We start from the raw sequence: 24,958 nt of genomic DNA, 5'->3' as shown, positions 1-24,958 counted from the left end.
TTGGAACCACCTGATCCCATCCCGAACTCAGTAGTGAAACGATGCATCGCCGATGGTAGTGTGGGGTTTCCCCATGTGAGAGTAGGTCATCGTCAAGCGCCTATACCGAAACCCCAGATCATGTAAGTGATCTGGGGTTTCTCTTTGTGCAAAAGAAAAGTCGTGTAAGGTGCCCAACGCACAGCTTGCCCGCCAATGCTCAACAACTGGGCCAGGGTTAGCAGCGGCAAACGGTAGATGGATAAAGCAGTATCCACCCTGCTGGGCGAGCAGAGCGTGCAAGCTGAGCGCAGAGCAGGTTGGTAGACTTCTACCGGGCCTGTCATATAGTTCTCTTGAGCGTTACACCTTTTGCAAAAATATGCGTTAGTCATGCAATTGTTTACCGCCCGAGTTAAGACTCCTCGTTTACACTAGGCACACTTTGTAAAGGGGTATATATGCCGGAGCCGATTGAAACCGCATCGCTGACAGGGCATTCCATTGATCAACTGATTGCGTGCCATGAGTGTGATCTGCTCATGAAAAGTCAACCAGTAGAAGATGGTGAGCGAATCGAGTGCCCGCGCTGTGGCTATGAGCTATATAGCCATAGGCATCAAGTTATACGTCGCAGCATGGCATTGGTTTTAGCCGCTTTGCTGCTGTATATCCCTGCGAACTTTCTGCCTATTATTGAGCTCAACCTGCTTGGTCAGCAAACTCAGGACACGGTCTGGTCTGGCGTACTAGGCTTGTATGACAGCGGGATGCAGCCTGTTGCGCTTGTCGTGTTCTTGAGCAGTATGGTGATTCCACTATTCAAGTTACTGATTCAGTTCTTTGTTTTGCTAAGCATCCGTTTCGATATTGGACGTAGCTACGGTTTGTTGTTTTATCGCATGTATCACCATATGCGCGAATGGGGCATGCTTGAGGTTTACCTCATGGGAATACTGGTCGCGGTTGTTAAACTTGTTGATGTCGCAGACCTTACCTTTGGTATTGGCTTGTTATGCTTTGTAGCGCTCTTGCTGTTGCAAGTGTGGCTAGAAGTGACTATGTCGCCACATCAGATCTGGCAAGGACTAGCAGGTGAGGAGCACGCCAGTGAGGGCCATTGATGCCGGGTTGCTGGTATGTGATGAATGCCACAAGCTAACGCCAATTGACACGAGTGTAGAGAAGCAGTTCTGTCCGCGCTGCGGCGGCAGAGTTCACGCGCGTCGACCTAATAGTCTACTGCAGACCTGGGCGCTGCTGATCACCTCGGCGATCTTATATATTCCAGCAAATATGCTGCCAATTATGCGGGTCAGCTCTTTAGGTAAAGGGCAGTCAGACACCATCATGTCAGGTGTTATTGAGCTGGTTAATTACGGCATGCTGCCAATAGCTGCGGTGGTGTTCATTGCCAGTATTTTGGTGCCTACGTTTAAGTTGGTGGGCATTGGTTTATTGCTTTACTCGGTACAACGGCGTCAGCCAATGTCCCCACGCCAACGAATGATTATGTACAGATTTATTGAGTGGATTGGCCGTTGGTCAATGCTGGATATTTTTGTAATTGCTATCTTGGTCACGGTGGTCAAATTTGGCTCCTTAGCCACCATCGAGCCAGGCTGGGGAGCGGTTGCATTTGCCAGTGTGGTTATCTTGACCATGCTCGCAGCACTAACCTTCGATCCCCGTTTGATTTGGGACAACACTGATACGGATGACAACGATGAATGATCTGCCTCTGGCTAAAAAACGGCCTGCCTCGAACTGGTCGGCTATTTGGGTATTACCCATCATCGCGTTGTTGATTGGTGGTTGGCTGGCCTGGAAGGCTTACGACCAAGCCGGAATCATGATTGAGGTAAGATTTCCAAGTGGTGGCGGCATCGAAGCCGGCAAGACAGAAGTCATCTATAAAGGTATTGCGGTAGGCAAGGTTAAGACTGTGAGCCTCGATAGCGAAGGCAAAGCAGATGATGTTGTTGCAACTATCGAAATGAGTAAAGAAGCCAAAGGGCACTTACTCGCAGAGACACGCTTCTGGTTGGTAAAACCCAGCGTGTCTTTGGCTGGTGTTACTGGGCTTGAAACCCTGGTTTCTGGTAACTACATTGCCGTGAGTCCGGGTAAGGGCGAACCCACGCTGAAGTTCAAAGCACTGGATGAACCCCCTCCGTTATCCAGTGATACCCCTGGGTTGCATCTTACTTTGAAGGCTGATCGTTTGGGCTCGATAGATAAAGACAGCCCAATCTTTTACCGCCAACTAAAAGTAGGCCGGGTAAAGGATTATGTGCTGGATGATGATCAGCAGACTATACGCATCAACATTTTCATTCAGCCTGAATACGCCAATCTGGTGCGCAAACATACGCGGTTCTGGAATGCTAGCGGCATCACTATTGATGCAGGGCTTTCCGGTTTTAAGCTGCGTACAGAGTCTCTTGCCAGCATCGTTGCTGGCGGTATTGCCTTTGGTACGGCTGAAGACCGTAAAGACAGCCCAGCGACTGATCCGTCTCTGCCGTTTCGCTTGTATGACAGTTTTGATGCTGCTCAAGCAGGGATCAAGGTCGTCGTTAAGCTACCTGATTTCGATGGACTCGAAGAGAAGCGCACCCCGGTTATGTACAAGGGGATTCAGGTGGGCACCTTAAAGAAACTCAAGGTGAATGATAATCTACAAGGAGCTACGGCTGAGTTAGCCCTTGACCCATTGACTGAGCGCTATCTGGTTGATGGCACTGAGTTTTGGGTGGTTAAGCCATCGATCTCCTTGGCAGGTATCACCGGTATTGAGGCGCTGGTTAAAGGCAACTACATTGCGGTTCGACCGGGCAAAAAAGGCGGATCACCTACTCGTGAGTTTGAGGCACTCAGCAAGGCTCCACCACTTGATTTGGGCGCGCCAGGTTTACATATGGTTCTGCGCAGTAAGAATCTTGGTTCAGTTGAGATCGGCAGTCCTATTTTATATCACCAGCTCAAAGTGGGTACGGTGCAGAGTTATCAACTGGCCCGTAACAACAAAGAGGTGCTGCTGGGGGTTCACATTACGCCTGAGTACACCCATTTGGTTAATCGTACTAGCTACTTCTGGAATGCTAGCGGCGTAACGCTCAAAGGCGGCTTGTCGGGGATTGAGGTTAAGAGCGAGTCTCTGCAAACCCTGATTGCCGGTGGTATTGCCTTTGAAACCGCTGACCTCAATGGCGCCCGTTCGAGCAAGCGTATCCAAGTGTTCAGCCTATACAAGGATCGTGCGGATGCGCTAAAAGCGGGTACAACCATCACTATTCGGGTTGATCGCGCTGATGGTCTCAAACCCGGCGCCGCGATTCGCTATAAAGGTATGGATGTCGGTACCATCGAAAGTCTTGAGCTGACCAAAGACCTGCAAGCAGTACAACTCAATGCGCGCATTACTCAAGGCGATGCAAGGATTGCGCGGTCAGGTAGCAAGTTCTGGGTGGTTAAACCAGAACTTGGTCTAACTCAAGTGGGCAACCTCGATACTCTAGTTCGCGGCCAGTATGTTGAGGTTTTGCCTGGCAATACTCAGGAGACCAAGCGAACTCAATTTATTGCCCTGACCGAACCACCAAACTTAGCCGAAAGCGAAGCGGGCTTGCGTCTGGTATTGAGTGCGTCACGTCGTGGCTCCTTGAAGACAGGTGTACCGGTTACCTATCGCGAAGTCGTGGTTGGCAAAGTCGTCAGTTATGAGTTGGGGGCCACGGCTGATCGTGTGCTGATCCACATTCTGATAGAGCCTCGTTATAAAGCTCTGGTTCACACCGGAAGTCGGTTCTGGAATACGTCAGGTATAGGCGTAGATGCAGGTTTGTTTAAAGGTGTGAAGCTAAGAACCCAGTCGCTTGAGACAGTATTGGCGGGCGGCGTGTCGTTTGCTACACCCGATAATCCTGACATGGGTAAGCAAGCTATTACCGGGCAAACCTTTGCGCTGTTTGATGAGCCAAAAGATGAATGGCTGCATTGGGCACCGAAAATCCCACTGCCTAAGCAGTAATAGCCACATACAACAAGGGCCGCATATGCGGCCCTTGTTGTTTATTCATGCTCAATGTCCTGGAGCGAGTTATATATCGTTTGGGACTTAACTTACTGCTTCTTCAGTCTGGGCCGGCTCTGTCACTTTCACCGCATTTTCGCGCGGTTTGATGTACTTCCAGTCGGCCTCGTCAATATAAATACCGTTCGGGCCACTGCCGCCTTCAAGGTCGATCGCGACGTGAGCAGAAACCTGTGGCTTAACGGATGCCAGAATTGGCACAAAACCAAGCTGAAGACTGGTTTCGATCAAGGCTTGTTGGTTGCGCTCGTCAATGTCTGCCGCTTCATCCAGATAATAAGGTAGGCGCACACGACCCGCTTGATCGCGATCCATCAAGTGCAGCAACAGGTACATATTGGTCAGCGCTTTGATAGTCATAGTCGTGCCGTTGGATGCGGCGCCGTCAATGTCAGTATGAATCACCGGCTGGCCATGAACCTTGGTGATCTCAAACGACAGCTCAAACAGCTCTTTCAAACCCAACTGGTTGTGATTGGCAGCAACTAGGCGGGCTAAGTACTCTTTAGCTTCTTCGTTTTTGATATCCTGATCGGCTGACTGTGACAAATCAAATACCGACAGTGTTTCACCTTCTTCGTATTGGCCCGCACTGTGGATAATCTGGTCAATATGCTTAAGGGCTTCTTTGTTCGGCGCCAGAACAATACGGAAGCTTTCGAGGTTTGAGACCTGACGTTTGTTGATCTCGCGGTTAAACAGCGCGAGCTGATGCTCCAGGTTGTCGTAGTCGCTGCGGATATTGCGCAAGGTACGTGCGATGTCCGTAACAGCTGCGCGGCGCGCCTTGGCCAGCGTTAGCGCTTCGTCTTGACGGTGGGCATAAGCGTTGATCAGCAAGTGCAAGCGGCGCTCGACATCGTCCTCGCTGTCGAACTTAGCTACACCCTTCAAGCGCACTTGTGCGTAAAGGGCATCAACTTGGCCATCAATACGCTGTAAACCTTGCCAGGCATCTTGATAATCATTGAGCAGTGGCAGCAGGTTATCCAGTGAGTCATCAACCGGGTCAGTGAAAGGTGTGCCGAAAGGTAAATCAGACGGCAACAATTGGCGTCGGCGTAATGCATCTTCGAGGGTGCGTTCTTTGGCCTCAAGATCAGCCAACTGACGACCCACCAACTGCAGTTTGGCCGAGAGTTGTTGTACGCGTTCAGTGAAGGCATCACTTGAACGCTTCAATTCGTCTTGGGCGGCCTCATGTACGGCTAGCTGTTCTAGTTTGCCTGGTTTTTCTGCAACCAGTGTCTCGCTACGTCGAAAATCTTCCAGTGCTTTCTGCGCGTCGAGTACATCTTTGTACAACTGCTCAGCCTGCGACTTGCTTGCGGCGCGGTCAGCGGCGACTGCCTGTTGAGTTTTCAACTGCTTATATTCACGGTCCAGACGGTCTTTCTGGTCACGTAAAGCGGCTCTGTCAGCCAGTGCTTGCAGGGCTGGAGGCTCGATGTTGGTAAGGTTAATAGACAGTCCGGGCACTTCAAACTGTTCACCTTTGAAACCATCCAGAATTGCTTCAAGTGATTTAACCCAAGCATCACCGTCTTCAACGTTAATACCTTTCTCACCCAGTGGCAGGCTGAATAGTTGGCCGTTGAACAGGCGCATCAGTCGATCTACATCTTGCTGCGAAAACTCTTCGCGCAAACGCGAGTAGCTGTTGTTGTCGGCGTGCTCAAGCTGTTGTTTGACTGATTTCAAACGTTTATCAAGATCACGCAAACGCTCATCAATATCTTCACTGGAGAACTGTCGAGATTGCGCCAGTGCTCCGGCGAGTTCGTCGTGTGCATCCTTGGCTGCAAGCAGTTGTTGCTCAAGAACCTGAACGTTATCGACCAGAGCAAAGCGGTGAGTCAGTGCGTCCAACTCGCCAAGCCAGCGTTGGATTTCACTGATTTCACGTTCAAGGCGCATCAGTTCCTGAGTACCGCCGCGCTGCTCATTCTGTAAGCCATCTTGCTCATTGCGATAGTGTTCGGCTTGAATGACTAATTCCTCGCGCCGTGCCGCCGCGTAGTCCTGCCAAGTACCGAGCAGGCTATCGAGTAGCGGCGACAGGCGATGCAGTTTACCGCGCAGTAATTCACGTTGCGCGACACCGGCGGACAGCGCTTCAATCAGTGATCCGGCAGTTACCAATGCTTGGTAATCCTGCTCCATGCGGCGTACATCGCGGAAGGCTTCTTCGGTGGCAGCAATATAGTCAACACTGCCTGAGCGCAGGCTGTGTTCGAAAGCATCAAGAAATAGCTGCTTAAGTTTGGCAGCGGTGATCTCGCGCATGTGCAGTAAATTGATGAACAAAGCACGGAAGGTTTTCAGGCTCTGCTCACTCGTCGAGCGTAGCGGAATAATTGTCAGATCCAATGGGATCGAGGTGTGTCCGCCAACCAGTAAGCGACGTAGCTCATCAGGCTTGAGTTCATAGGCTTTGATGCCTTCGCGTTCGAGGACGTTAAACAGTTCACGCTGACGTAAGCAGGTACCGTTTTTCTGGTAATGCTCAAGATCCAGTTCGCCTGCATATGCAAAGAATTGATGGCCAAAACCGCCGCCCGGCCCGCGCCCGGCAACGCCAATGACATGGGGGCCATGCGGAAGTGAAACTTCAACCAGGATATAGCTTGTGTCGGTGGCGAAGTAGAACTTGCGCGACTGCTCAAGGCTGTACTTACCGAAGCTCATGTCCGACATACGTGCGAGGATCGGGAATTGCAGCGCGTTAATCGATGCACTCTTGCCCAGGTTATTGGCGCCATAAACAGACAGTGGGTTTTCCAGAGGGAAAATACCAAGGCTGTAGCCAGCGGTGTTTAACAAGGCAAAGCGGCGAATGCCGTAGCGTTCCTGGCTCATGCATCAACCTCCTGGTTAGCGCGTTCTGCGGCAATGGCTGCAGACATTGCCTGCTCTTCGGATAGTTCGTCATCACTTGCTGCTGATTCGTCGAGGCGAATAATCTCTTCCTCTTGATCATCAATCAGGACTGGAGTTGGCAACGGTAGATTGCTGTGCAAACTGGCCGCTAGGTCGCGGTCTTGTTGGACCGACAGGCAAACGTCCAGAAAACGGTGCATCGGCGCGAGGAAACGGTAGATGCCGTTGTCTTCGCTGGCAAAACCCAATTGACAAAGACGGCGCATAACTTTTTCTTCAAGCTCATCTTGAGTGGTCACTTCCGCCTGTACGAACAAGTCGCGGTATTTTTCCAGCACAGCAGGCAACTCATCACGGCCCAAGCTGCCACCGTCGAGTACTGCTATCGGATCTCGGCCCTGGTCGGCCAGGTGTTCAACCAAAATAAAGGTGAACAAAGCAAGACGCTGGGCGGTTTTGTTGACCTGAGCACCAATTTGCTCGGGTACGAAATAGTAGAAACCGCGTGGATCACAGGTCAGTTCAAAGCCCAGAGCTTTGAACAGCGCCCTGTACTGATCCTGCTGGTTGGACAGCTGCGTATAGAGCTCCGGGTCGCGACGGCTAACGTGGTAACCCTTGAACAACTCACGGAATACAGGGGCTAAGTGGCTCAGTTCGGAAAGATCGATATTCATACGCTGCTCTTCTCGGCTTTGCTGGACGCCGCATTGCTTTTAATCAGGGCGAATGAGCTCAGGCTGACCTGATGCTCGGCGGTGAGGTATTCGCGGCGCTCGAGGCGGTCGCGCTGGAAACGCGAGTCACGTGATAAACGTGAGAACCAGTACAGCAATTCATCGGTTGCGCCGTTAGGTTCCTGCTCAAGCAGCCAGGTCATTAGATCTGGCAAGGGTAAGGCTTGTTCGCAACGCTCAAGCATTTCTCGGGCAGTACGCGGTGCGCGAGGGGCTTGTCCCTTGCGGCTGCTACTGGCTTTGGGGAACTGCGCAGGTTTTGGCTCAAAGCGGGCGAGGGCATAAACGTATGCCTCAACCTGCGAAGCACTTCCCAAGAAAGTACTTTGCGGACGGCTGAACATCGGCATTGATGCCTGCGGTACTGCATCAAGCCCTTTGCGGCGAATGGCCGAAAGCGCCAATGCGGCCCCACGTGTGACGGCGTTATGCCTACGCGCTTCTTCACGCAGTGGCAGTAATAGCTCACGTGCGCGGCGCAGGGTCAGTTGCGCAGTGGTTTGCATTTCGAGAATACGCGCATGGGTTCGCAGCAACAGGTCGTCGTCAACCAATTGGCCAAGGCGCTGCTGCTCACTCAATAGGCGCAGCAAAACGTGCTCGACACGATTGACGCCTTGCTCAAAAGCGCCGTCGGCAGCGACCAACTGGATCATCGGCTCGACGTATTCGTCCCAGGTTGCCAGTACTTCAGCGTAACGCTGGCGCAGCGGGATTTGCCGGTCGCTGGTCTTGGCTCGGTCCGCAACAGCGACTAGCGCCTGTTCGTCATTCAAGAGCTTTTTCAGTACGTCACGTACGCGCATGTCGAGCAAGCGCAGCTGGCGCGCTAGATCATGCGCATCGCGAACTTCGAATGCGTCCTTTATATAGCCTGCCAAGCGCTCGAGGTGACGCAAGTACGCTTCGATTTCCAGACACAACCCCAAGCGGTGTTCGCGGCGCAGGTAGGCAAGAAAGTCATGAATCTGTGCGTTGAGCTCAAAGCGATTCGGACTTTTGGCGACCGGCACCAATATATCGAGACGAATCCACTGGTCGAGCAACGCGGTTATATCGACTGGAGTGCTATCCGGCAGTTGCGCTGCAAGCTGACTGCGCAACTCAATCAGGCTTAAGGTCCCGGAGTCGAAGTGCTCGCAAAGCGGCTCAAGTAACGTCCAGTGTTCGGCTAGGGCACGCAATACGCGCTTGGGATCAATCATTGAGGGGCCAATCACCCAATTGAGAAAAACGGCAATTGTACTGCATCGCTGGCAAAACGCTTCAGTTACAACCGATCAGAGGTTATTTCGCGGGTATGCAGCATTTCGCAGGTGTCTTGTGACGTCATCGATGTGACAGATTACGGCAGTATGCGACTGCCTAAAGAGCTTGCAAGGCCTAGACGTGTGAGCTGCTTCGCATTTAGGCGTCGGATTCTTATGGCATTGATTTTGCGATGCAGATGAAACAGTACACGTTTGTTTGTGGTGCCTGATATGTCTGCCAATACCGCTGTATTAATTGATGATTGCTGGGCCGGACTAGAAGAGCGGGGCGATCTCGATTGGGACCTGCATGCAATCTCTAATCGACGTGAAGCCATTGCGTTCTTGCAACGCTTTGAGAATCGTTTGTGCGTTTACTCCCCGTACATTGAAAAGCTATACAGCAACTACAGCTTCGTGGTCCCTCAGAGCGACCACGGAAGCATTACCATCCTGCCAGACGAGCAGGCATGGCATGATACTTTTCAGGATATTCCGGCTCACGCAGTGGAGCCAACAGGGGTTTACATTATCCCGGGTGAAACCATGGGCCATTCTGGGCTGTATTTGAAAATCCCAAATGAAAATCGTCTGGTGGCGTCCAAAGAGTTGCCCTTTTATGAGGGGTTGAGATTGCTCATCCGGCATTACAAAACCTTAGGCGAAGCATTCCTTCCGGTGCTGGTTAAAGGCGATTTGCGCGAGTACGAGGCTCGTATGCCCTCGCTCCATCTGCACAGGGTCAAGCTCAATTGCCTTACGCACTGCTCGCAACTCAGCGTGAATGCTCTGGCACGGGCGATTACGGCCCATGTACTGGCGCTGTTCCAGCAATATGGACAGCGTGCTGCGGATGTAGCGATGCGTAACAGTTGCCATTAACTCAGGCCGGCTAATGACCTCTCTGCTCTTTTAGGCCTCGACTATGGGTTGGGGTTGTTCTGTGTCAGTGGTTCTTATAGTGGTAACCAGAAAGAAGGTTACTAGCTTTCGTCAGATAAGAACCCTGGAGGCGGTATGTATTCGGTTTCCCGATTTAGAAAAAATGCATTGGCATTGCTCTGTGCTGGGTTAGCCAGTGCCGGTGTCAGCGCGCAAATGATCGAGATGGCGGATAAAGAGCTTTCAGGTGTATCTGGCCAAGCGTTTATCAACCTCACAACTGATCAAAATGCAGGTATTGACTACACCCGCTTGAACCTTGGTCTGAATGTTGAAACTCAGTTAAACATCAAAAAGCTCGAATTAGGCAAATATGATCGTGCGGGTGAGGCCGCAGGTACAGCAGATATTCTGATCGACAATTTTGCTTTGGGTACGGTAAACGCAGACGACACAGTTAACCCATTCCAAATCACTGACCCCTACTTAGAGCTGGCGTACGATGGCAATAAAGTCGTTGGTGTCAGGGTCGGTTTTGGTGAAGCGAAGGGGTATCTTTCCGGTGATATCGAGCGTTTGACTGGCAATATCCCAATCAAAATCGAAGGTTCAGCCTCGCCGATCTTTGATGCTGCTAATACGTTTGAAGATATACTCCTGACTCTTGCCGGTGTTACCAGAAGTACAGCGCTTCAAGCTGATGCTGGCTTGGTTACTCAGGGCGGAGACCCCGACTCAATTCGCGCCACGTACTCAGGGCTTGAGAACGGTCAAAGGTTGAGTTGCAGTGATTGCAACTTGACTGGTTTCACTGATGCGTTGCTTAGTTTATTTTCCTCAAGAGGCTGTGAGGTTCTCTCACTGCCCACATGCTTCCCATTAAGCAACTTTAAATCCCTGCCTGTTGGCAATTTGAATTTAGCTGACAACCCAAATACCGCTGCGATAGAGGGTGCCGCTCGAGGATTCTTTTTGTCCTTGCAAACCCAAGATGTTGCCTGGCGTGACAGGGACAGTAATGCATTTCGTAATGTTCTTGCTGGCGCATTTCTAAATATTCCTAACTATCGCGATGAAAACGGCAACGTAGTGGCGCCAATTAAACTTAATTTTGAACAGGCCTTTAACGGTATCGCACGACAGGATACCTGCTTGGGCTCCGCGACGGCGGGGTGCTGAGCATGAGCCGTTTATTTAGCGTATTGCTGGGGGCTTTGTTCGTGCTTCCGGTGCAAGCTGACCTGCAAGAAATGGACGATCAGCAACTTGCAGGTGTCAATGGACAAGGTATCGCTTTCTCCTTGGAAGGCATCCTGCTAGATGCTTCTGAGTCGAGCATATTTATTAACGATATTACCAATGCTGCGGGTGAGAATATCCCAATATCGGTCCATGAGTTCTACTTTGCCTCAACCGGAAGTAACAAAGGGAGCAACCTACAACCGGTCAACCTTGGACGTCTTAACAATCCGTTCAAGTTTCAATTCGGTAACGGGGAAGACCTATTAACTCTTAGAGATGATGGTGTTTGGGTGCAAACGACACCTAATGAAGTCGCTATTCTAGAATTGAAGTTTCCCGAGCGCTTGACCGGTGTTATGGGGCAACCTTGTATTGCTGGCTTTGCATCAGCCGGTACCAACTGTTCAAGCCGTCTTAGTGAGCGCCTTGATGCAGGTATTCGCTTTGACTTTCAAGTCGCAGCAGGACGTACCGACATACTCAATATCGACATAGTCGAGTTGATTATGGATGGTAGCTATCTACGGCTTTGGGGCGATGAAACACGGGATCAGCTAGTCGGCGAAGCACGGATTAACCTTTTCGCAAAACGCATCGATTTAATGTCTTGTATCCCTGGCTCAGCGAACTGCGCCAGTGAGCAAGAACAAGCTGATCGAACTTTAAGCTTGAGTAATACTTACGCAAATATTGCTTTAGGTTACGGTAAGAGCCAGCCGCTATTGTTTGATGTGACCAGTGATGGTCAGTTTGTGCTTGAACTGCCGAACCCTGTTCGCCGTAACGCAGATGGCTCTGCTCGCTCAGTTGCCGAACGTAATGACATCGCCACTGATTTCTATACCAATGCTCCAAAAACCAATGTCGTTATCGGTAACTTAAGTTCTGGTAATAGAAATACTTTGTCTGGCGGATATAACTATGGTCAGAACGTCATCAAAGGTATGAGCATCAATTACCTAAAGGCGACTAGCCGTGATTTATAAAATAATTTGTGTGGCTTCTCTCATATTTTCGTCACCTTTATACGCAGAAATGCAGGCACTTGATGATTCTGCTTTGAGCGAATTAAGTGGCCAAGGTGGTGTGTACTTATCGGGTGAATTAAGTATTAACAAAGATGGCGGTGTTCTATGGGACACACCAACTAGCAATAATCCTAGCACCTGGACTGCAAATCAGCGTAGCTGTGCGGCCGCGAATGCAACAGTTGCAGCTGACTGCGGTTTGCGAGTGGCTGTTCGAGCTGAAAAAGCGGGTGGGTGGTATGTGTTGGATAATATAAAAGGCATTTTTAGCTTTGAAGGTTTGACCTTTCGTACTCGTACCATCAACAGTGGCTTTGATGGTGATGGTGCAATATTTAATCAAGATGTATTGGAATTTGGTTTGCCGAACGAAATCATTTTTAAAAATGCAAATTACACATTTGGTGTTGCTAATCAAGGCAGTTGGAGAAATAACGCTCTAAGTACAGCGCAAGGCGGCGACCCCAGTTACCAGCAAACTAATATCTTCTCTGTCACGATTGATGGTATCACCCGTGTTCAAGGCAATGTTCTAGTTTTTCCGAGTAACTGAGGGCTTAAGTCATGTATCGTTATTCACTTTGTCTTATTGGTCTTTTTAGTTCGACTCTGCAGGCCATGCAAGCGCTTGATGATAACGACTTATCAGCGGTTACGGGGCAGGACGGTATTAGCATACAGACCAGCGGTCCGGGTTGGTCCACAAGCAGTATTGATTATGCTCAAGACGGGCAAATGCTGAACCTTAAAAATGTCAGTGGCCGGCCGCAATCACCCAACACTGCATCAAATACAACGATAGATATCTTGGATGGTCGACTTCAGGTTGAGCATAAAGGGCGTGCTAATGAGTTGTCCGTTGGCAAGGTTGAAATCGCACGCAACCCGAACAACTTTGGCAGTCTACGGATGTTCTCAACATTGGGCGCCAGCCTGAAGTTAAGGGGCGGAGGTGCAAGTGGTGTTAGTGGATTCTCGATTGATGACAGCAAACTTTCACTAACCGATACTACATTTTACTACCGTGATAATGGACTTGATCTGATCGTTAAAGGGGTTTCGTTCGATACCTTTCTGAATAATGCCTATATAGATATTGTTAGCGGCGGTAATGGCGAGCAGGTAAAGCTTGATCTTGGCGACTCACGCTTTGTTGCTTCGGTTGCGGGTATTGGCCTTGACCTTGCTCATTCTGATGCTGTCGCTGGTATTCCAGCTACGCCAAGCGCCCCTGATCGTCGTGACCCGCAGTCAGGGCGCAGCTTTGGCCAGCTAAATATGGATCTACGGCTTGGTGGCAGCATCAGTATCGCGGGTGGTGGCCAGAGCGGAGAGGGATTACGCCTGATACCTGACATCACTATTGCCAACAGTCTTTTTCAATACACTGACTCTGGCGTATTACGTGCTGAAAACTACTCAGGCGTGGTTACTAGCCAATCAGGTTTGACCCTCGACCTTGAGCAAGATGCCCAGGGCAGCTATGTAAAATTAGCGTTTCAAGATATCAACCTCGCCGCAGCGCTGGAAGGGTTGATTATTGGTGACCCTGCTAGTCAAAGAGTCGGTAGCGTCGGCTTTGACCTCAGTTTTCAAAATCAAGGCGTGTATGAAAATTATCTGAAGTTACGACCGGGAGGAGATACCAATTCAGGCAGCGAAGGGGTAACAGCAGATGTTAGTTGGAGTTTGGCTGATGGCGCTTTATCACTGACCGATAACGGCAATAGTTTGTGGTTTAGCGGCTTGCGCAGCTACGGTACAGGTCAAGTGGAAGTTGATATAACCAAAAGCTGTGCAACCGGCCTCACTGCAGGTTGTTACTCTGGGCTCAATGATCTTGACTCTTCTAGCGGGAGTTATGACGGGTATTTCGATGGCATTAGATTCGGCCTTAACGATGTCGTTGGTCGTTATAGTCTCGATGGGATACGTGTTGGGCAGCCTGATGCGCCACTCCAAGGCGGTAGCGAGTTACTGGTATTGCTCGCGATTTTTCCAGCTTACGATTTCACCCTTAATGGTCAGTTGACACTTAAGCCTGGCGGCTTTGTTGATGATGGCTTTGGTTTTAACGCCGACTTCTACGCCACCGAAGCGAATGCTGCGATAACAGTTGATGAGAATAGTCAGGGGTTATGGCTGAGTGGCGCCGAGTATGAGATGCATTATCGTGATGGTTCTGTGGATGTCGGCAATCAGGGAGTTGAGTTCAGAAAAGGCACTTATTGGTCAAAGCTTGATGTCTCTGATTTGCGTCTGGGTGATAAAGACACTGGAAGAAGCGTAGGCAGAATTGTGCTTAAGCGTTATGAGCAGGGCTCATTACTGGCGTTGAGCTCCGGTGGTGCAGGCGCTTTGTGTGTCGGTGGTTCGGGGACGAGTTCCGGCGCTTGTTCTGCAAGTGGCGGGCGCTGGGATGATCGCGGCAATGAAGGGCTTAGCGCTAAATTGAAGAGTGTTTTTGTTCGGGACAACACTGGTAGTCCAGAGAATGCGGTCTCAAACAATGATAAGCGTAATCAATTTATTCTCGAAAACGGCCGGGTTAATAAAGTCAATGGCAGTGGTAGTCAGTGGGTTATTGATAATTTCTACACTTCAGATGGTGATCCTGCGAATCCCGATCAAAATACCTATGGCTTTAATGTCGACCTAGGCCTAGATGTTGCGCCTTCCAGTGTCTGTATAAAAAACAGCACCGGCTGCACACCGATTACCCCTGACCCACTTGGTTTCGCAGTGAACGCACGCGCACATTTCAAGGAGATCAATATTGAGCGGTTTCAAAATGTTCACCCCACCGGTGGCAGTGTTACCTCCTTCTATGGCGTAAAACTACAAAATGCGGATATCCGCGCAAACCTTACAGCTACACCGATCAATTGAGTGTGTGCTTATCCTCGTGCATCACAAGCACCCTGGATTGTGCTGGCTGGTCGGTGCCAATCTGGAAAATCACTAAGCCCCATTCTTATTAGAAATTGTTCTTGCTCCCACCTGCATAAATAGAGGCGATCAAGGAAATATGCTGGCTCTTCTGGCAAAGAGTGGGCGTATTGTTATTGGTCTTGGCTGTGTTACTGGTATTCTTGGGGCACCTGTTAAGCCTTGCATAAGTGCTTTGGGCTCAACGCAGGTAGGCCAATAAGCACATCCACAGGTAGTTGTCCTTTGATTCCAGAATTACGCCGCAGGGCTTATTTGAGTGCAATGCAGGTCGCCAATTGGCTGCCTCGCGTGGCATTACCCTTTGCTGCGCCTTCACGGCCAGAGCTTTTAGAGCCATTTGAAGAGCCGATTGTAGAGGCTCAACCACAGGTAACTACTGCCCCTGAGACACAACCAGCCGTTGATGCATCTGCAGTCGCGCGGCCTCGAGTTGAAGTACCACGGTCTAAGCCACACGAGCGCAATGTTCGTCCAGTGGTGAGTGATGAGCAGCAGACGCTAAAGGCTTCGGTAAAACCCAAGGTAGAACCACCTCCGCGTTTTGCTTTACAGCTGCTGCGCGCAGGTCATTGTGCAATCCTGGTTGAGCTACCCACCGGTGAGCCTTTGCAAGGGCGCGATCCAGCCTATTTGCTTCTCAAAGATTTGCTTTGCGCCGCTGGTTTGCCGGATAGCCCACACATAATTGGCCAGCCCGTGCGTTGGCCATTATTGTCACGTGGCAACATGGACCAAGGTCCGGCTGCAGCCCTTGAGTTCGTGCAAAGTTTTGTTTCGGCTCGCTTAGAAGAGCAGGAGCCTTGCACATGCTTATGGTTAGTGGGTTTGCCTGCAATTCGCTTTGCCGGTGAAGCCGATGCAAGCGACTACAACCGAGAGTTGCAAATTGATGGCATTGGCAGTGCGTGGGCGGTACCTGGCTTGGAGTTGTTAATGGATGAGCCTATACGTAAAGCTGCGCTATGGCAGGCGATGCGCCGCGTAAGTCAACGTTGGATGAGTCCGTAGGAATGAGTGACGTACTATCTTTCCGCCCTATGACAGAGGCGGATATTGAGGCTGTACTAAAAATTGAGTACGCCGCTTACAGCCATCCATGGACACGCGGTACCTTCACTGACAGTCTTAAGTCTTACGACACTTGGGTGATGTTTGCAGGTTCGCAACAGGTGGGGCACGGTGTCATCAATGTGATCATCGATGAAGCACATCTGCTCAATATCACGGTTAAGCCTGAAAGTCAGGGTTGTGGATATGGTCTGCGCTTACTTGAGTTCCTAATGCAACGTGCGATGGAGCTAAAGGCGGGCGAGTGTTTTCTGGAGGTTCGCTCTAGTAATCAGGCGGCCTATAGACTCTATGAACGCTACGGCTTCAATGAAATCGGCCGCCGCCGTGATTACTACCCTGCGGTGGGCGGTCGAGAAGATGCACTGGTCATGGCTTGTACGCTGATAGATTGAGCACGTTACTGCTATTCAATCTTTCTGGGTGCTGGCTTCAGTATTGGTGGCGACGGTGCGTAACTGTGACTGTTACGCGAACCGGCTTGTCAAACCTTCATTGCGGCGCTTGAAGCGCACCTCAGTATTTTTGGAGTAAACGGAATGAGTGATTTACAACACCTCTTCGATAATAACGAACGGTGGGCTCAGGCAATCACTCAGCGCGATCCAGAGTTCTTTGCCAAGCTGGCACGGCAACAGACGCCCGAATATTTGTGGATTGGATGCTCAGATGCGCGCGTACCGGCCAACGAGATTGTTGGCATGCTACCCGGCGACTTGTTTGTACATCGCAACGTTGCCAACGTGGTGCTGCACACTGACATGAATTGCCTGTCGGTGATCCAGTACGCGGTCGAGGTGCTAAAGGTTAAGCATATTCTGGTCACAGGTCATTACGGCTGCGGAGGTGTGCGCACCGCTATGCAAAACCGCCAATACGGACTGATTGATGGCTGGTTACGGACTATCCGTGATCTCTACTACGAACACAGCAAAGATCTCGAAAAGCTAGCCAATGAGGAAGACCGGGTCGATCGCCTGTGTGAGCTCAATGTCATGCAGCAAGTCGCCAATGTCAGCCACACAACTATCGTGCAGAACGCCTGGCATCGTGGCGAGTCGCTGTCTGTACACGGCTGTATTTACGGCATCAAAGACGGTCGCTGGAAGGACCTGAACGTGACCGTCGACGGTATTAATCAACTGCCAGCGCAATACCGGTTACTTCCCGTCAGCCCCAAATAACCGATATGAAAAACTCTCGTACATGGGCCACGCTAGGCCTATTGCTAGCCATATTGTGCTGGTCAGGGAATGCGTTAGTTGCCCGAGCGGTTCACAATGACATCTCGCCCTTTGCCTTAGCATTTTGGCGCTGGAGCCTCGCCTGTGCGCTGCTCTTGCCGTTTGTGATTGTGCCGTTGCACCGACATATCGCCGATTTGAAACATGCTGGTTGGCGTTTATTGGTGCTCTCTGCTTGCGGCATCAGCGCCTATAACTCACTGCTCTACAGCGCAGCGCAAACGACCGTCGCGATCAACATCACGCTAGTGAGTACATGCTTGCCGCTGGTGACCTTTATTGGCGGGGGGCTACTGCTTGGTGAGTGGCCAGTGCGACGTGCTTGGCTGGGCATGTTTATCGCGGCGATCGGTTTGTTGATTTTGATTACTCAGGGCAGCTGGGCGACGCTGACTTCAATGTCGTTCAACCCTGGTGACTTGATCATGCTGCTGGCTGTGACGGATTGGGCCTTTTACTCCTTGCTGCTTCGGCGTTGGTCCAAGTACTTGCAGCCCATACCTCCGCTGGCGCTGCTTGGAGCTCTGATGGTGCTCGGTGTGCCGATGATTCTGCCGTTTTACCTGTTCGAGCTGGCTCAGGGTGCCCAAGTCAATATAAGTGCTACCACTATTGGCGCGATTATCTATACGGCACTGTTTGCATCCTTGGTCGCCTATCTCGCATGGAACCACGGCATTCGTGTGGTTGGCGCCGCAAAAGCAGCGCTGACCAGTTACTTAATGCCGGTGTTCACCGCTATCTTGGCTTGGCTGCTGCTGGGCGAAAGCTTGCAGGTATATCACTGGATCGGTGGTGGCTTGATCTTCAGTGGCCTGTTGCTGGCAACTCAGATGAAAGCCAACAATGCGCCCAAGGTTCAAGCTAGGGTTATTGACTAGCTCGGGACCTGTAATTGAAGGCCGCTCGCAGCGAGTTTCAGCCACAGCATCGTGGCAACGAAACCAAGCAGGCTCAGCACTGTATAGCCGACCACAATCCCCAGCGCGATCTGCTTCCACAAACCCGCGTAGTTAGCGCTGGGCTTCGCGCGATAGTATTCAATATCACGCTCAGCGCGCAGATTTTCAAAGTTGTTGCTCACAGCATCGCTCCATACATTCGGGCGCAGGGTATTGCAGGCTTGCGGCCAGTAAACACTGCTAGATTGGTTGCTGATTATGCGGCTCTTCGAGCGAGCCGTATGCTGAAATTATTGCGCCTATACGTGATTTTACGGCATGGTTGCGGTCGCTATCGTTGTGCAAACTGAAGCGCACAGCAAAAAGTAATCAAGAGGTGTTCAAGCATGCACAGGGTTTCCCTCCAAGACGCCGCCGCGCCAGAAGGTATCTGTTATGGATGCGGCAGTAGCAACCCGCATGGGTTGCATGTCAAAAGCTACTGGCATGAGGATGGCGTGAACATCATGGCTGAGTACTTGCCAGATGATAAATACACCGGTTGGCCAGAACTGGTTTACGGCGGGTTAATTGCGATGCTGGTTGATTGCCATTCGAACTGGACTGCCATGGCCTATCATTTTCGCGCCGAAGGTCGAGAAGTCGGCAGCCTGCCGCGCATTGACTGCGTCACCGGCAACCTCGGTATAAAGTTTATCAAACCAACCCCAATGGGCGTGCCGCTCACCCTAAGCGCTAAAGTTGAAGGCGAAGTAGGGCGCAAGAGCCGAGTCATCTGTGAGGTCTACGCAGGCGATGTACTCACGGCAATTGGTGATTCAGTATTTGTACGCGTCGACACCGTACAGCTAAGTGCCGCAGCGTACGGACGATGAGACGAACACATGCAAGGGCGCTAGGGAATAGCGCACTCGCGCACACAAAAAAGGGCTTACCTTTCGGTAAACCCTTGTTTTGTTTGGTGGCTACGCAGGGACTTGAACCCCGGACCCCAGCATTATGAATCGCTTGATTGCTTGCTCATGTGTCCATAGTTACCCATAAAATCAGGTGATCACCTCACATCTAGCTCGCTTAAGCCAGTCTGTTTCATACAGTTTGCTGTTTGTAGTCACTAGATCTATACCATTTTATTGATTTTGTGTATTGTCACATTGCTCCCACCCGAATTAATCAGGGTTGTTCAAATGCGACCAGAACCAGAAAGGGTAGGCTCAATTGCTATCATGGTTACATTAGTTAACTTGAATGGTTAGCTCTAGTAGATTTAAGGTGAAATATGGGTGGGGGCAACTTCAAAAATAAAAATTTTCGTGAGTCTATATTAACACCTGAGCTTCTAGCTGAGTTTCTTGGTACAAGCTATAAGAAAATAAGGTATTTTTATTATCAGCGAAATATTTCGGGTCATTATACAAGTTTTAATATTTCCAAAAAGAGTAAGGAGAAAAGATTAATTAGGGCGCCTAGCCCTCAATTGAAGTCACTCCAAAAAAAGCTCTCTTTGACTCTTGCTCAATTATACAGACCTAGAAGTCCTGTTAAAGGTTTTGTTGAAGGGTTTTCTATCTCTGATAATGCTTATGAGCATGCTAGAAAAAAATTCGTTTTTAATGTTGATTTAAAAGATTTTTTCCACTCTATTACTTTTCCTCGTGTTCGTGGGCTTCTTATTAGCGAACCTTACGGAATTTCTGAAAGTGTTGCTAGTGTTATCGCACATCTATGTACTGTTGATGGCGTTCTCCCTCAGGGAGCACCCACTTCCCCTTTGATTTCTAATATGATCTGTTCACGTCTTGACCGAGAGCTAAGTTCTCTCGCTAGAAAACACCGTGCAAAATATACTCGCTATGCAGATGATATTACTTTTTCATTTTATTGCCCTGTTGAGTTTCTTCCTCATGATATTGTTGTTCCGAGAGGCTCTATAGAGGGTTTTAGCCACTATGGTGCGAAAATTGGTAAAGCCTTTTCAGATATAGTCACAGGAAATGGTTTTTCTATTAATAACTCGAAGGTAAGACTTCAAGGGCAGTATGAGAGGCAGGTAGTTACAGGTTTAACGGTCAACAAAAAAATTAATATTGATCGTCGTTTTGTCAGAAAAACTTGTGCTTTAATCCATTCAATGGAAACTTATGGTTTAGAGCAGGCTGCTGCTAAAGGTCGAGAATTACGCAAAGACGAAGATTTCAATATTGAACCCCATGTGCAGGGTAGACTTCTGTTCATCAAGCAAGTGCAAGGTGTTGAGTCACCTGTATATCAGCGCATTGCTAGGCGATTCAATGCTTTATCTAGTAAGTATAAGGTCCCCTTGCTTCCGAGTTTTTCAAGTGTGAAGACTGGCTTAAGTAATGCAGTGGCTTTAAAATGTTGGGTCGTTGAGGACTATGATACGGATAGTCAAGGAACTGCTTTCATGCTTGAAAGCCAGCTGCTTGTCACTTGTGCTCATGTTGTAGGGACATCTCAGGACGACCACTTGTCCAGTGTTGAAGTTTTTCGCGCAAATAAAAGGACAGAAAAATATATTGCTAAAGTTGTTCATTTCGACTGGCATAGAGACATTGCTTTACTAAAGCTAGAATCCGACGCTATAGCGCTTCCATTTTTGCGTTTGGAGAATGTGTTGCTGGCCACAGTTGATAATGAAGTTTCTATTTGGGGGTTTCCTAGTTATAAATCCAGCTCTCCGCATGTTAGTAGAGTATGGGCTCTGATTACAAATACTTATATCGCTAGCACTGTTAGGTATTTTGTGGTTGATAAAGTTTTGTACTCCGGTAATAGTGGTGGTCCCGTTCTTAATAACGCAGAGCAAGTAGTTGGAGTTGCTGCGAGAGGCGCTGTTAATGGTACTCAAACAAACTCTTTTATTTGTGTCAGTGAGCTTGAAAAGGTTTTGTTAGAGTACGGCAAGATTTTGTGATTTCTCGCGTTTCAATTGTGCAGGCCCAGGCCATGTTGCTATTTTGGTTGGTCGTGATCTGTATGGCATGGTAATTCCCCCATTTATAGTGCTCGCTAGAAGTAGAGGTTACGCCGCGAGGATCAACTTCTGTTATTTTTTTTTGGGGGGGGGGCTCCCAGTGCCATATTTGGCCGCTCGTGATTGTATGTCCAGACCCTGCGAGTTGCATGCTCCTGCACTTCAGTAATTGATTCGAACAAGTATGCCCGACCCAGTCGTAACGCACCGTGCGGTTGTAGCGTTCGACATAGGCTTTCTGCCGCGGACTTGCAAAAAAAATGTGATGTAGTTATCGCTTAGCAAGCTGCTGTGGTATGTGTTTTGTGGCAGGTAGCTCTGCAGGTTCTCGTTATAATCAAACAGTACACAGCGAAAGGGCTCATCTATGCCTCCTGCGTCTCTTCAAGGTAAAAAGGCTTACTACGCTAGGGTTCGCCGGTCTAACTATGTTGCCAGTCTCCGCTTGGAAGGCTTCCAAGTAACTCAGGCAGACGCTACACGTAAGCTTCCCACCCGTGAATCCGTTTTACGTGCCTGTCTTAGAAAGCTTATTTAATATTCTAATTTTTTTTACTGAAATTGCCTTGGTAGTCACTATTCGCCTTCTTGTACATGATTTTGCGGCACTACCTATTTATTGGTGTGGTGTTATTATTGGGGGCGTATTTTTAATTTACTACTTCTATGGCGCTAATTTCTTCGATTGTGAATAACGCAAAATCTAATAGCTCGGAAAAATAAGTGTCTGGATCATCTATAGTGTCTCCAGGATCAAATTTCATGGAGATTGAAAACATTCCGCTTACTAAAATATTTACTTCTTCGCTTGCTTCAAGGTAATGGTCAGAGCTGTTTTCATTTTCTATTATTCGTATCCCGTCTGACTCGTTATCTGTCATTGAGCTGTAGTCGCTCACATGAATTGAGTAATACACCAGTGCTTCTAGTTCACAAGAGAATGGTAATAAAATAGTGTCGGGCGCTAGTCGTTCAATATTGTTGTTGTCAAATGTTATTCCTTGTAGTTCCCCTAGTGTTTCAATTCGGCCTATATTGTCATCGCTTTTGAAATGAGAGTCTCGAAAGCGCTCGTATGGTAGAAAAGCTTCAAGCATGCCAGCAAGCTGCTTTTCTAACTGGTCGTGGTATGAGTTGATATGGTTGGTGAATAACTTAAAGTTTGCAATGTTTTCTAGCTGTTGGGTCGCTTTTATGCAGGTGTCAGATTTAAGAAAGTCTTCAAGATTGCTATGTGTATGTACTTTGGGAATCATTGCACAGCAAGAGCGAAGATTATTGTCTTCAGAAATAAAGTGCAGTGACTCTTGGGTTTTAACAATGTCTTTTATAGATTCGTAAATAAACGCATCAGGGAAGTCTTTGCGTTCTTTAGGTTGCGAGAAGGGAGCAGAGCCATTGAAGTATGACTCTAGAACAAGATTTCCATGCTCTGGATCTATCGGGTAAATCGTCGCTTCTATTTTCTTTGCCCAGTTTTTTAATCCATTTTCTTGTTCAATTTTTGTTGTTTTGTATATATTTATCAGGTTTCTTTCAATGTCACTAATGGCAGTGTGGATCTGTTCGGGCGTTTTCTTTTTTAGCGAAGATATGAATTTGTTTCCTTCAGATATTAAGCTTTCCATTTGTGAGGCTTGCTGAGTTGAAAACTCTTTCTCTATTATTGTTGGGATGTGAACTTTAATAAGTTTGTTACTGATAAGTTTATTTAGTGTCCGGAAAGCTGCTTTGTTTCTCTTGGGGTCTGTTCGATAGACACTTGTATCAATAACTATATTAATCATCTTTCAGCTCTCTGTTGCGGGCGTACCAGCGCTTAGCTATTTTCTGAGTAATCGCTATCCCGCGCTTGGACTGGTCAAGTTTCTATTGGCCTCGTCATATTCAGGGCTTGTCTGTCCATTACCTGGTTGAACTTCTCCTGTGATTAGCCACCAGCGGTATTGAGGATAAGCACGCCCGAGAATTTCTATCTCGTTAGCTCCTATCCTCGCTTTTCCTCGCTTGATGTTCTGCCAGCGCACGTACTCCGTACTCCCGGTCTCTACAAGCGTTTTGATACTGGCCATCTCTAGTAATTGGATGCCTCTATCGGTAATGCCTTCGCTCATTGAAAATAGCCATAAATGTGCTATGTACATTTTATGCTTTAGGTGTAATATGTACATGTGTATTAAGTACATTTATCTGCAAGCACGTTTTCTTTGCTCGGATTATAGGATCAAAACATGGAACAGTCTGGAATAGTGGGGTTTAGCGTAGAGGGAAACGCCGAACGCGTCACCGATTTTCGTGATGCACCTTTCTGCTCTCAGCTTGTGTTTGCTGAAATGCTCGGTATTGAAGACATCAGCGCCGATGTAGTGCGCGGCTGGGTTGAGTCTCAAGCCATCCCTACGGTCAAGATCGGTCGCCGTCGCGTGATCAATCTGCATCGCATTCGCCGTGAACTTGAGCGTGGCAAGTCGATCTTCTGCGCGGGTGACCGCTTCGCCAGATCAAACCGAGCTTTCATTCCTGACGCTCTGATCTGCTTGGCAACTGGCGCTCGATGGGATGAAGCCAAAAGCCTGACGCGTGCGGCGATCTTTGGGGGAAAGGCGCATTTTCACCGCACCAAAAACCGCCAGTAGCGCTCTGTGCCAATACCTAAAGAGGTTGAAGCCGAAGCACTCAAGGTGGCCATGCCGGGTAACGGTCGTTTGTTTATGTCCTGCAGGGCTGCTTTTCGCAGTGCCTATGAGCGGTGCGGCTTCCAGACTTCAGGTCAACTAACCCACATTCTGCGCCACACTTTCGCCAGCCATTACATGATGGGAGGAGGGGATATTCTCAGCCTCCAGCGAATCCAGGGGTATTCATCGATCACGCATGACCATGCGTTATGCACATCTTTCGCCGGATCATCTTGAATCAGCGCATAGGCTCTCTCCGTTAGCCCAAACTGGCTTCTCAGCTTGATCCAAGTGGCTAATTGTTATCTATGGCTTATTCGCTTCATACTGGTTCATACCAAGATCAACTTTAAGGCCAGCTATGCAAAGCAGAATTCCATTGCCTACAGACAATATTTATAAGTTTTACGCGCTTTTTGGCTTGCTGCTTATCATTTTTTCTTGTGGTGCGGTTATATACGTCAGCCAATCCACTAATGAGACGGTTTTCTCAACGCTTGTTGAGGTTGAGACTTTAAAGGAGCAAAAGGAGCCTACGCCCTCTGTCCAGGTGAAAATTGAAGCTCTAGGTAAGCTCTTAGAGGTTGCTAAGGCTAATAAGGATTTCTTTAATAAATCCTTGGGGATACTGATAGGGATGGCTGTGTGTATAGCCTTCTACGGCTTTTACCTTTGGCAAACCGGGCTTCAAAAGGTCATTGATGAAACACAGAAGGTTCAGCTGGAAATAGCAAAGCTGCAATTGTTGAAGCTTCAAGCTGAGCTAGGTCAATCCGAAGAAGATGTTCATTAAGGGTAGGCGCGCTGTAGTCACTTTGTAGTCACTCGCGCGCACAAAAAAGGGCTTACCTTTCGGTAAACCCTTGTTTTGTTTGGTGGCTACGCAGGGACTTGAACCCCGGACCCCAGCATTATGAATGCTATGCTCTAACCAGCTGAGCTACGTAGCCGAGTGGCGCGCATTATTCTAGTCTCCGGCGTTGGTGTCAAGCATGTTTTGATAAAATTATTGCGTTTGATCAAGT

Annotated in this window: 22 protein-coding genes, 1 tRNA gene, 1 rRNA gene and 3 pseudogenes; 19 read left to right on the top strand and 8 right to left on the bottom strand. The window is 49.0% G+C overall.

Features of this window, described 5'->3' with window-relative positions; genetic code table 11:
• Positions 1–98, top strand: a 5S ribosomal RNA gene (gene rrf, locus ACN0UH_RS07405); the annotation flags it as partial.
• Here the strand turns inward: rrf and ACN0UH_RS07400 are convergent.
• Positions 93–326 (bottom strand): hypothetical protein, encoded by a 234-nt coding sequence (locus tag ACN0UH_RS07400; RefSeq protein WP_417661447.1) that lies wholly within the window; start codon positions 324–326, stop codon positions 93–95. The genes rrf and ACN0UH_RS07400 overlap by 6 nt on opposite strands.
• Before the next feature lie 114 nt (positions 327–440).
• Between ACN0UH_RS07400 and ACN0UH_RS07395 the strand changes: the two genes are divergently transcribed.
• Genes ACN0UH_RS07395 through ACN0UH_RS07385 form a run of 3 tightly spaced genes read left to right on the top strand, consistent with a single transcriptional unit; the run spans position 441 to position 4,012 of the window.
• Complete coding sequence (locus tag ACN0UH_RS07395; RefSeq protein WP_417661446.1) at positions 441–1,103, top strand: paraquat-inducible protein A; 663 nt, start codon at positions 441–443, stop codon at positions 1,101–1,103.
• Complete coding sequence (locus ACN0UH_RS07390; protein WP_417661445.1) at positions 1,090–1,713, top strand: paraquat-inducible protein A; 624 nt, start codon at positions 1,090–1,092, stop codon at positions 1,711–1,713. The genes ACN0UH_RS07395 and ACN0UH_RS07390 overlap by 14 nt, the downstream gene beginning before the upstream one ends.
• A complete protein-coding gene (locus tag ACN0UH_RS07385) occupies positions 1,706–4,012 on the top strand; it encodes an MlaD family protein (protein WP_417661444.1) in 2,307 nt (768 codons plus the stop codon). The genes ACN0UH_RS07390 and ACN0UH_RS07385 overlap by 8 nt, the downstream gene beginning before the upstream one ends.
• A gap of 87 nt (positions 4,013–4,099) precedes the next feature.
• Here the strand turns inward: ACN0UH_RS07385 and mksF are convergent, their stop codons facing one another.
• The 3 genes from mksF to mksB are packed head-to-tail and all read right to left on the bottom strand — an operon-like array spanning position 4,100 to position 8,897.
• Positions 4,100–6,934: an Mks condensin complex protein MksF gene (mksF, locus tag ACN0UH_RS07380; RefSeq protein WP_417661443.1), complete on the bottom strand. Its 2,835-nt coding sequence runs from the start codon at positions 6,932–6,934 to the stop codon at positions 4,100–4,102.
• On the bottom strand, positions 6,931–7,632 hold the full coding sequence (gene mksE / locus ACN0UH_RS07375) for an Mks condensin complex protein MksE (protein ID WP_417661442.1): 702 nt from the start codon (positions 7,630–7,632) through the stop codon (positions 6,931–6,933). Before mksE ends, mksF begins: the two co-directional genes overlap by 4 nt.
• A complete protein-coding gene (gene mksB / locus ACN0UH_RS07370) occupies positions 7,629–8,897 on the bottom strand; it encodes an Mks condensin complex protein MksB (protein WP_417661441.1) in 1,269 nt (422 codons plus the stop codon). Before mksB ends, mksE begins: the two co-directional genes overlap by 4 nt.
• 276 nt (positions 8,898–9,173) lie before the next feature.
• Here mksB and ACN0UH_RS07365 point away from each other — a divergent pair, with 276 nt between their 5' ends.
• From ACN0UH_RS07365 to ACN0UH_RS07325, 9 genes are all read left to right on the top strand, one after another.
• The gene (locus tag ACN0UH_RS07365) at positions 9,174–9,824 is read left to right on the top strand and encodes a hypothetical protein (protein ID WP_417661440.1); all 651 of its coding nucleotides are present in this window, start codon (positions 9,174–9,176) and stop codon (positions 9,822–9,824) included.
• Positions 9,825–9,959: 135 nt separating this feature from the next.
• The gene (locus ACN0UH_RS07360) at positions 9,960–11,003 is read left to right on the top strand and encodes a DUF6160 family protein (protein WP_417661439.1); all 1,044 of its coding nucleotides are present in this window, start codon (positions 9,960–9,962) and stop codon (positions 11,001–11,003) included.
• A 2-nt stretch (positions 11,004–11,005) separates the two neighbouring features.
• Positions 11,006–12,052, top strand: coding sequence for a hypothetical protein (locus ACN0UH_RS07355; RefSeq protein WP_417661438.1), 1,047 nt, complete (start codon positions 11,006–11,008; stop codon positions 12,050–12,052).
• A complete protein-coding gene (locus tag ACN0UH_RS07350) occupies positions 12,042–12,647 on the top strand; it encodes a DUF6160 family protein (RefSeq protein WP_417661437.1) in 606 nt (201 codons plus the stop codon). The genes ACN0UH_RS07355 and ACN0UH_RS07350 overlap by 11 nt, the downstream gene beginning before the upstream one ends.
• Before the next feature lie 11 nt (positions 12,648–12,658).
• Positions 12,659–14,983: a DUF6160 family protein gene (locus ACN0UH_RS07345; protein ID WP_417661436.1), complete on the top strand. Its 2,325-nt coding sequence runs from the start codon at positions 12,659–12,661 to the stop codon at positions 14,981–14,983.
• Positions 14,984–15,268: 285 nt separating this feature from the next.
• Entirely contained in the window at positions 15,269–16,054 is a 786-nt protein-coding gene (locus ACN0UH_RS07340; protein ID WP_417661435.1) for an energy transducer TonB, read from the top strand.
• 2 nt (positions 16,055–16,056) lie between these two features.
• Positions 16,057–16,509 carry a ribosomal protein S18-alanine N-acetyltransferase gene (gene rimI, locus ACN0UH_RS07335; RefSeq protein ID WP_417661434.1) on the top strand — a complete coding sequence of 151 codons (453 nt, stop codon included), beginning with the start codon at positions 16,057–16,059 and terminating at the stop codon, positions 16,507–16,509.
• Between the two features lie 144 nt (positions 16,510–16,653).
• Positions 16,654–17,298, top strand: a complete 645-nt coding sequence (gene can / locus ACN0UH_RS07330; RefSeq protein WP_417661433.1) for a carbonate dehydratase — start codon at positions 16,654–16,656, stop codon at positions 17,296–17,298.
• A gap of 5 nt (positions 17,299–17,303) precedes the next feature.
• Positions 17,304–18,239 (top strand): DMT family transporter, encoded by a 936-nt coding sequence (locus ACN0UH_RS07325; RefSeq protein WP_417661432.1) that lies wholly within the window; start codon positions 17,304–17,306, stop codon positions 18,237–18,239.
• Here the strand turns inward: ACN0UH_RS07325 and ACN0UH_RS07320 are convergent.
• Entirely contained in the window at positions 18,236–18,442 is a 207-nt protein-coding gene (locus tag ACN0UH_RS07320; protein ID WP_417661431.1) for a hypothetical protein, read from the bottom strand. The genes ACN0UH_RS07325 and ACN0UH_RS07320 overlap by 4 nt on opposite strands.
• Before the next feature lie 204 nt (positions 18,443–18,646).
• Here ACN0UH_RS07320 and ACN0UH_RS07315 point away from each other — a divergent pair, with 204 nt between their 5' ends.
• Positions 18,647–19,135 carry a PaaI family thioesterase gene (locus tag ACN0UH_RS07315; protein WP_417661430.1) on the top strand — a complete coding sequence of 163 codons (489 nt, stop codon included), beginning with the start codon at positions 18,647–18,649 and terminating at the stop codon, positions 19,133–19,135.
• Positions 19,136–19,539: 404 nt separating this feature from the next.
• Complete coding sequence (locus ACN0UH_RS07310; protein ID WP_417661429.1) at positions 19,540–21,195, top strand: trypsin-like peptidase domain-containing protein; 1,656 nt, start codon at positions 19,540–19,542, stop codon at positions 21,193–21,195.
• Between the two features lie 122 nt (positions 21,196–21,317).
• Here the strand turns inward: ACN0UH_RS07310 and ACN0UH_RS07305 are convergent.
• A pseudogene (locus tag ACN0UH_RS07305) lies at positions 21,318–21,505 on the bottom strand (integrase core domain-containing protein); the annotation flags it as partial.
• A 117-nt stretch (positions 21,506–21,622) separates the two neighbouring features.
• Between ACN0UH_RS07305 and ACN0UH_RS07300 the strand changes: the two are divergent.
• Positions 21,623–21,793 carry a YhfG family protein gene (locus ACN0UH_RS07300; RefSeq protein ID WP_417661428.1) on the top strand — a complete coding sequence of 57 codons (171 nt, stop codon included), beginning with the start codon at positions 21,623–21,625 and terminating at the stop codon, positions 21,791–21,793.
• Between the two features lie 112 nt (positions 21,794–21,905).
• On the opposite strand, the gene ACN0UH_RS07295 is transcribed toward ACN0UH_RS07300, so the two are convergent.
• Positions 21,906–23,042, bottom strand: a complete 1,137-nt coding sequence (locus ACN0UH_RS07295) for a PIN domain-containing protein (protein WP_417661427.1) — start codon at positions 23,040–23,042, stop codon at positions 21,906–21,908.
• 444 nt (positions 23,043–23,486) lie between these two features.
• On the opposite strand from ACN0UH_RS07295, the pseudogene ACN0UH_RS07290 reads away from it, so the two are divergent.
• From ACN0UH_RS07290 to ACN0UH_RS07280, 3 genes and pseudogenes are all read left to right on the top strand, one after another.
• Positions 23,487–23,744, top strand: a pseudogene (locus tag ACN0UH_RS07290) (DNA-binding protein); the annotation flags it as partial.
• A 30-nt stretch (positions 23,745–23,774) separates the two neighbouring features.
• Positions 23,775–24,219: pseudogene (locus ACN0UH_RS07285) on the top strand (tyrosine-type recombinase/integrase); the annotation flags it as partial.
• Positions 24,220–24,294: 75 nt separating this feature from the next.
• Positions 24,295–24,726: a hypothetical protein gene (locus ACN0UH_RS07280; protein ID WP_417661426.1), complete on the top strand. Its 432-nt coding sequence runs from the start codon at positions 24,295–24,297 to the stop codon at positions 24,724–24,726.
• 80 nt (positions 24,727–24,806) lie between these two features.
• On the opposite strand, the gene ACN0UH_RS07275 is transcribed toward ACN0UH_RS07280, so the two are convergent.
• Positions 24,807–24,883, bottom strand: a tRNA-Met gene (locus tag ACN0UH_RS07275).
• Between the last annotated feature and the right edge of the window lie 75 nt (positions 24,884–24,958).

Origin of the sequence: Pseudomonas sp. (assembly GCF_048265905.1) — a bacterium.
GTDB lineage: Bacteria > Pseudomonadota > Gammaproteobacteria > Pseudomonadales > Pseudomonadaceae > Aquipseudomonas.
The sequence above is the reverse complement of the archived record's forward strand: the minus strand, read 5'-3'. Positions and strand labels throughout refer to the sequence as shown.